Source organism: Streptomyces sp. SID1328, from assembly GCF_009865595.1.
Classification (GTDB): Bacteria; Actinomycetota; Actinomycetes; order Streptomycetales; family Streptomycetaceae; genus Streptomyces; species Streptomyces griseoluteus.
Window position 1 is genome coordinate 46,227 of sequence record NZ_WWKH01000461.1, and the last position, 7,406, is coordinate 53,632.

7 protein-coding genes are annotated in these 7,406 nt (G+C 70.6%); 5 read left to right on the forward strand and 2 right to left on the reverse strand.

Annotated features, from left to right (window positions below):
- Positions 1–53: 53 nt before the first annotated feature.
- Entirely contained in the window at positions 54–1,775 is a 1,722-nt protein-coding gene (gene leuA, locus GT030_RS14175) for a 2-isopropylmalate synthase (protein WP_161201413.1), read from the reverse strand.
- A gap of 326 nt (positions 1,776–2,101) precedes the next feature.
- Between leuA and GT030_RS14185 the strand changes: the two genes are divergently transcribed.
- The 3 genes from GT030_RS14185 to GT030_RS14195 all read left to right on the forward strand — a co-directional run bounded on the left by GT030_RS14185 (position 2,102) and on the right by GT030_RS14195 (position 4,849).
- Positions 2,102–3,172, forward strand: a complete 1,071-nt coding sequence (locus GT030_RS14185; protein WP_161201414.1) for a M4 family metallopeptidase — start codon at positions 2,102–2,104, stop codon at positions 3,170–3,172.
- Positions 3,173–3,195: 23 nt separating this feature from the next.
- Positions 3,196–3,462 carry a protealysin inhibitor emfourin gene (locus GT030_RS14190; protein WP_161201415.1) on the forward strand — a complete coding sequence of 89 codons (267 nt, stop codon included), beginning with the start codon at positions 3,196–3,198 and terminating at the stop codon, positions 3,460–3,462.
- A 70-nt stretch (positions 3,463–3,532) separates the two neighbouring features.
- Positions 3,533–4,849 (forward strand): GH1 family beta-glucosidase, encoded by a 1,317-nt coding sequence (locus GT030_RS14195; protein ID WP_237522398.1) that lies wholly within the window; start codon positions 3,533–3,535, stop codon positions 4,847–4,849.
- Between the two features lie 18 nt (positions 4,850–4,867).
- Here GT030_RS14195 and era read toward each other — a convergent pair whose 3' ends face one another.
- Entirely contained in the window at positions 4,868–5,821 is a 954-nt protein-coding gene (gene era, locus GT030_RS14200) for a GTPase Era (RefSeq protein WP_086691134.1), read from the reverse strand.
- Between the two features lie 180 nt (positions 5,822–6,001).
- Between era and GT030_RS14205 the strand changes: the two genes are divergently transcribed.
- Together GT030_RS14205 and GT030_RS14210 are read left to right on the forward strand one after the other, a co-directional pair.
- Positions 6,002–7,288 (forward strand): ammonium transporter, encoded by a 1,287-nt coding sequence (locus GT030_RS14205; protein WP_161201417.1) that lies wholly within the window; start codon positions 6,002–6,004, stop codon positions 7,286–7,288.
- A partial coding sequence (locus GT030_RS14210) for a P-II family nitrogen regulator (protein WP_161201418.1) occupies positions 7,285–7,406 on the forward strand: 122 nt, incomplete at its 3' end. The genes GT030_RS14205 and GT030_RS14210, both read left to right, overlap by 4 nt.

Consider the following 7,406-nt stretch of genomic DNA (forward strand, 5'->3'; position numbering starts at 1 on the left):
CCCGGCCGCCGTATACAGCGGCCGGGGCACCGAAGCGCCGGGTGGGGGCGGGGTCAGCGGGTCGCGCGGTTCACCGCGGAGACGACCGCCTTCAGCGACGCACGTGTCGTGTTCGCGTCGATGCCGATGCCCCACAGCACCTTGTCGCCGACCGCGCACTCGATGTAGGAGGCGGCCTGCGCGGACGCGCCCTCGCTCATCGTGTGCTCCTGGTAGTCCAGCAAGCGTACGTCCACGCCGACCGACTGCAGCGCGTCGAAGAACGCCGAGATCGGGCCGTTGCCGGTACCGGTCAGCACGGTGTCCACGCCGTCCACCGTCGCCTCCACGGTCAGCGTGTCCACGCCGTCCGTGTCGGTGGTCGACTGGCCGGTACGGACCTGGATGCGGCCCCAGGGGTTCTCCGGGTTCGGCAGGTACTCGTCCTGGAAGGCGGCCCAGATGTCGCGCGGGGTGATCTCGCCGCCCTCGGCGTCCGTCTTGGCCTGGATGATCTTCGAGAACTCGATCTGCATCCGGCGCGGCAGGTCCAGCTTGTGGTCGTTCTTCAGGACGTACGACACACCGCCCTTGCCGGACTGCGAGTTGACCCGGATCACGGCCTCGTACGAGCGGCCGACGTCCTTGGGGTCGATGGGCAGGTACGGCACCGCCCACTCCAGCTCGCCCACGCCGACACCCCGCGCCGCCGCGTCGGCCTCCATCGCGTCGAAGCCCTTCTTGATGGCGTCCTGGTGGGAGCCGGAGAAGGACGTGTAGACCAGGTCGCCCACGTACGGGTGGCGCGGGTGGACCTCCATCTGGTTGCAGTACTCCCACGTGCGACGGATCTCGTCGATGTCGGAGAAGTCGATCTGCGGGTCGACGCCCTGCGAGAACAGGTTCATGCCCAGGGTGACCAGGTCGACGTTGCCGGTGCGCTCGCCCTGGCCGAACAGGCAGCCCTCGACGCGGTCGGCGCCGGCCATCAGCGCCAGCTCGGCGGCGGCCACGGCGGTACCCCGGTCGTTGTGCGGGTGCACGGACAGGACGACGTGCTCACGGCGGGAGAGGTTGCGGTGCATCCACTCGAACCGGTCGGCGTGCGTGGACGGGGTCGAACGCTCCACGGTGGCGGGCAGGTTGAGGATGATCTCGCGGCCCGGACCGGGCTGGTAGACGTCCATCACCGCCTCGCAGACCTCCAGGGCGAAGTCCAGCTCGGTGTCGGTGAAGATCTCCGGGCTGTACTGGTACCCGAACTCGGTCTCCGGGCCCAGCAGCTTCTCCGCGTACTCCACGACCAGGCGGGTGCCGTCGACCGCGATCTGCTTGATGTCCTCCTTGGAGCCCCGGAAGACCACCCGGCGGAAGACGGGCGCGGTGGCGTTGTACAGGTGGACGGTGGCGCGGCGGGCGCCCTTCAGGGACTCCACGGTCCGCTCGATCAGGTCCTCGCGGGCCTGGGTGAGGACGGAGATCGTCACGTCCTCGGGGATCGCGCCCTCCTCCTCGATGATGGAGCGCACGAAGTCGAAGTCGGTCTGGCCCGAGGCGGGGAAGCCGACCTCGATCTCCTTGTAGCCCATCTTCACCAGCTGGTCGAACATCCGGCGCTTGCGCTCGGGCGACATCGGGTCGATCAGTGCCTGGTTGCCGTCGCGCAGGTCGGTGGAGAGCCAGCGGGGGGCCACGGTGACGCGCTTGCCGGGCCAGGTGCGGTCGGGGATGTCGACCTGCTCGTACTGGCCGTAGCGCTGGAACGGCATGGGGCTGGGCTGCTGGCGGTTCGCCATGATCGCGTGGGCTCCTCGGAAAGTCCTTGGGACGGCCGACGACGCAACGCCAAAAGCACCGCGGGGAGGGGGTCGGCCTTGCTTACAGGCCCTCGCCGCGGCAGCTAAGGAGAAGCAGCCCGAAATGCATGATGCTGTGCAGCCTAACCGAGGCCCACCGAGCGCGCGGGGGCGTATCAGCATGCGGAACCGGTACGAGTGACGTGGGCCCTTGATGAGGGTCCATACCACTCGGTGACGGGGAGTGACGAGAGATATCACCGTATTTCATCAATCACGGTTACAGCTAGTGACTTTGACATCGCTCGGTGCGACCATTTATTGGTATGACGACCAACGGGGGCCATGAGCCCGTCTTCTGCACGATCGTGCCGCCGCACCTCCTCGACAAGCTCGCGCGCGACTCCGACCCGGCGCTGTCCGGCCCGGCCCGCCGCTCCCTGGAGCGGGACGCCCTGGAGCGCACCCGCCGCCGGCTGACCACCGTGATCGGCGGGCAGGCCGCTGCCGCCGCCGCGCCCGCCGAGGGGGACCAGCCGGACCGCACCGTCTTCGACGCCGGGCACAAACAGGACCTCCCCGGCAAGAAGGTCCGCACCGAGGGCTCCGAGCCGGGCTCCGACGCCACGGTCAACCGGGCCTACGCGGGCCTGGGCGCCACCTTCGAGCTGTATCTGAAGGTGTACGGCCGCCGCTCCATCGACGGCCAGGGCCTCCCGCTCAACGCCACGGTCCACTTCGACAAGGACTACGACAACGCCTTCTGGAACGGCGAGCAGATGGTGTTCGGCGACGGGGACGGCGAGATCTTCCTCGACTTCACCATCCCGGTCGACGTCATCGGCCACGAACTCACCCACGGCGTCACGCAGTACACCGCCAACCTCGCCTACTTCGGCCAGTCCGGCGCGCTCAACGAGTCGCTGTCCGACGTGTTCGGCTCGCTGATCAAGCAGTACACGCTCGGCCAGACCGCCGCCGACGCGGACTGGCTGATCGGCGCCGGCCTGCTCGCCCCGCGTGTCCAGGGACAGGCCCTGCGCTCGATGAAGGCACCGGGCACCGCGTACGACGACGACGTGCTCGGCAAGGACCCCCAGCCCGCCGACATGCAGCACTACGTCCACACCGGCCGGGACAACGGCGGCGTCCACATCAACTCCGGCATCCCCAACCACGCCTTCTACATCGCGGCCACCGCGATCGGCGGCTACGCCTGGGAGAAGACCGGCCGGATCTGGTACGACGTGCTGACCGGCGGCAAGCTCAAGGAGGACGCCCAGTTCGCCGACTTCGCCACGCTGACCGTGAAGGCCGCGCGCGAGCGGTTCGGCGCGGGCGCCGAACTCCAGGCGGTGGAGAAGGCGTGGGAGGAAGTGGGGGTGGAGACGCTGTAGCCGCCGTGCCGGACACTGGGGCCATGCGTATCCAAGTACGGCGTACGGGCGGCTTCGCGGGCATCGAGCGGCAGGCGGAGGTGGACACCTCGGGGCGCGCCGACGCCCAGGAGTGGCGCACCCTGGCCGACCAGGCCCTGGCCGCCGCACCGGACACCCCGGTACCGGGTGTCCCGGACGGCTTCCACTACGAGATCACGGTGGACGGCCACACCGTCCACGCGGCCGACCCCCGGCTGACCGAGGCCCAGCGGGAGCTGGTGTCGCGGGTGCTGAAGGAGGGGGCCTAGGGAGTGTCTCGTCGGCCTGGGGCCGACGCGGCGTTGACGCGGCGGGGGCCGGGTGCGGATGATCCGGCCCATGGTGACGGACGCGCACGGCCCTCTCCCCCGCTTCCCCGACGGCTTCCTGTGGGGGGTGTCGACCTCGGCGCACCAGATCGAGGGCGCCGCCGACCTGCGCGACCCCTCCGTGTGGGACGTGTTCACGGCCGAACCGGGCCGGGTGAAGGACGGCTCCACCGCCGCCGTGGCCTGCGACCACTACCACCGTTACCCGGAGGACGTGGCCCTGCTGGCCGACCTCGGTGTGGACGCGTACCGCTTCTCCGTCTCCTGGCCGCGCGTGAACTCCCCCGGCGGGCCGGACTTCTACGACCGGCTGGTGGACGCGCTGTGCGAGGCGGGGATCCAGCCGGTGCCGACGCTGTTCCACTGGGATCTGCCGGCCGGGCTCGACTGGCTGGACCGGGACACCGCGTACCGGTTCGCGGACCACGTCTCCGGTGTCGCGGACCGGCTCGGGGACCGCGTACCGCGCTGGATCACCCTCAACGAGCCGGCCGAACACACCCTGTTGGGCCACGCGCTGGGCACCCACGCCCCGGGCAAGACCCTGCTCTTCGACGCGCTCCCGGCCGCCCACCACCAGCTCCTCGCGCACGGCCTGGCGGTACGGGCGCTGCGCGCGGCCGGGGTGACGGACATCGGCATCGCCAACTCCCACTCCCCCGTGGAGTCCGCCTCCGCCGACCCGGCGGACGTGGAGGCGGCCGCCTTCTACGACCTGCTCCTCAACCGCCTCTTCGCCGAACCCGTCCTGCTGGGCGAATACCCGGACGGCACGGCCGCGTTGATGCCCGAGGGCGCCGAGGACGACCTGCGGATCATCGCGGAACCGCTGGACTGGTACGGGATCAACTACTACGCCCCGGCGCGCGTGGGTGCTCCCCGGGACAAGCCCACCGAGTTCGGCGGTGTGCCGCTGCCCGCCGAACTCCCCTTTTCACTGAGGGAGTTCGAGGGTGTCCCGGTGACCGACTTCGGCTGGCCCGTCGTCCCCGAGGCGCTGACCGGTCTGCTGACCGGGCTCCGGGACCGCTACGGCGACCGGCTCCCGCCCGTCGTCATCACCGAGAACGGCTGCTCGTACGAGGGGCTGGACGACCAGCACCGCATCGCCTACCTGGACGGCCATGTCCGCGCGGTCCATGCCGCGATCGCCGAAGGCGTCGACGTGCGCGGCTACTTCGTGTGGTCGCTGCTGGACAACTTCGAGTGGGCCGAGGGCTACGCCCGCCGCTTCGGCCTGGTGGACGTGGACTTCGCCACGCTGCGGCGGACCCCGAAGGCGTCGTACCGCTGGTACCGGGACCTGCTGCGGGCGCAGCGGGGCTGACAGTCAGAAGGTGCGGGCTCAGAAACCGAGCTTGCGGAGCTGCTTGGGGTCGCGCTGCCAGTCCTTGGCGACCTTCACATGCAGGTCGAGGAAGACGGGCGTGCCGAGCAGGGCCTCGATCTGCTTGCGGGACTTGATGCCCACGTCCTTCAGTCGCTTGCCCTTGGGACCGATGATGATCCCCTTCTGGCTGGGCCGCTCGATGTAGACGTTGGCGTGGATGTCGAGCAGGGGCCGGTCGGCCGGGCGGTCCTCGCGCGGGAGCATCTCCTCCACGACGACGGCGATGGAGTGCGGCAGCTCGTCGCGCACGCCCTCCAGCGCGGCCTCGCGGATCAGCTCCGCGATCATGACCTGCTCGGGCTCGTCGGTGAGGTCGCCCTCGGGGTAGAGCGCGGGGCCCTCGGGCAGCAGCGGCACGATCAGGTCGGCCAGCAGGCCCACCTGCTTGCCACCGGTCGCGGAGACCGGCACGATCTCGGCCCACTCGAAGCCCAGCTCCTTGCCGAGCTGGTCGATGGCGATGAGCTGCTCGGCGAGGGTCTTGGAGTCGACCAGGTCGGTCTTGGTGACGATGGCGACCTTGGGGGTCTTCTTGATCCCGGCCAGCTCCTTGGCGATGAAGCGGTCGCCGGGGCCGATCTTCTCGTTCGCCGGGAGGCAGAAGCCGATCACGTCGACCTCGGCCCACGTGGTGCGCACCACGTCGTTCAGCCGCTCGCCGAGCAGGGTGCGCGGCTTGTGGAGGCCGGGGGTGTCGACCAGGATCAACTGGGCGTCGTCCCGGTGCACGATGCCGCGCACGGTGTGCCGGGTGGTCTGCGGCTGGTCGGCGGTGATGGCCACCTTCTGCCCGACCAGAGCGTTCGTGAGGGTGGACTTGCCCGCGTTGGGACGGCCCACGAAGCACGCGAAGCCTGCGCGGTGGGCGTTCTCGCCCGACCGCTCGGATGACTGGGTACGAACGCTCATGCCGACCATTCTCCCTGATCCGCGAGCCCGTGCCGCACGGGCGTCCGCCACACCCCCGCGACCGGTGTCCCAGAGCGCCGGGAGGGGCCGAAACCTGCTGGAAACGCCCCTGTAGGCGACCGGAAACGCGCACCCGTGACCCTCTGACGAGCCCGCTCCCCCGGATCACTGGAGACGCCCGTGACTCTCGCCGCCGCGCACGCGGACAGCGGTGACACCGCCTGGCTGCTCGCCGCCACCGCCCTGGTGCTGCTGATGACACCGGGCCTGGCCCTGTTCTACGGCGGCATGGTCCGCGCGAAGAGCGTCCTCAACATGCTGATGATGAGCTTCGTGTCCATCGCCCTGGTCACCGTGGTCTGGCTGGTGGCCGGCTACTCCCTCGCGTTCACCGGCGACCTCGGCGGCGGGCTGATCGGCGGGCTGGAGGAGGCCGGGCTGGCCGGGGTCGGCCCGGCCAGTCTGCACGGCACGGTCCCCACCCTCCTCTTCGCCACCTTCCAGCTCACCTTCGCCGTCATCACGGCCGCCCTGATCAGCGGAGCGGTGGCGGACCGCACCCGGTTCGGGGCCTGGCTGGTGCTGGTGCCGGTGTGGACGCTGCTGGTATACGTTCCGGTCACCCACTGGGTGTGGGGGCCGGGCGGGTGGATCGGCGCGAAGCTGGGGGCGCTGGACTTCGCGGGCGGTCTGCCGGTCGAGATCACGTCCGGGGCCTCGGGGCTCGCGCTGTGTCTGGTGCTCGGACCCCGGCTGGGCTTCAAGAAGGACGCCATGCGGCCGCACAGCCTGCCGATGGTGATGCTCGGTGCCGGGCTGCTGTGGTTCGGCTGGTTCGGCTTCAACGCGGGCTCCGCGCTCGGCGCGAACGGGCTCGCCGCGGCCGCCTTCCTCAACACCATGGCCGCCGGCTGCACCGGTCTGCTGGGCTGGCTGCTGGTCGAGCAGAAGCGCGACGGCCATCCCACCACCCTGGGCGCCGCCTCCGGCGCGGTCGCGGGGCTGGTCGCCATCACCCCGTCCTGCGGGACGGTCTCGCTGCTCGGCGCGCCGGCCGTCGGCCTGGCCGCCGGTGTCGTCTGCTCGTACGCGGTGGGCTGGAAGTTCCGGCTGAACTACGACGACTCCCTCGACGTCGTCGGCGTCCACCTGGTCGGCGGGGTGATCGGCACGCTGCTGATCGGCCTGTTCGCGGACAAGGCCCTGACCGGCGGCCCGGAGGGGCTGCTGTACGGCGGTGGACTCGGGCTGCTGGGGCGCCAGCTCGTCGCGGTCCTCGCGGTCGCCGGGTACGCCTTCGCGGTGACGTACGGTCTGGGCAAGGTGCTGGACCGCACGATCGGGCTGCGCGCGAGCGAGGAGGAGGAACGCACCGGACTCGACCTTACGGTGCACGCCGAGACGGCCTACGATCACGGGGTCCTGGGCCATGGCGCCCCCGTCCGGAAAGCCGAGAGCCCCGCATGAAGCTCATCACCGCCGTCGTGAAGCCCTACCGTCTGGACGAGGTGAAGTCCGCCCTCCGCGACCTCGGCATCGACGGCCTCACCGTCACCGAGGCCAGCGGCTACGGCCGCCAGCGCGG

What these genes read in the sequence shown, in the direction of transcription:
- leuA (WP_161201413.1), bottom strand. Translation starts at nt 1,775, where the DNA reads ATGGCGAACCGCCAGCAGCCCAGCCCCATGCCGTTCCAGCGCTACGGC.
- GT030_RS14185 (WP_161201414.1), top strand. Translation starts at nt 2,102, where the DNA reads ATGACGACCAACGGGGGCCATGAGCCCGTCTTCTGCACGATCGTGCCG.
- GT030_RS14190 (WP_161201415.1), top strand. Translation starts at nt 3,196, where the DNA reads ATGCGTATCCAAGTACGGCGTACGGGCGGCTTCGCGGGCATCGAGCGG.
- GT030_RS14195 (WP_237522398.1), top strand. Translation starts at nt 3,533, where the DNA reads ATGGTGACGGACGCGCACGGCCCTCTCCCCCGCTTCCCCGACGGCTTC.
- era (WP_086691134.1), bottom strand. Translation starts at nt 5,821, where the DNA reads ATGAGCGTTCGTACCCAGTCATCCGAGCGGTCGGGCGAGAACGCCCAC.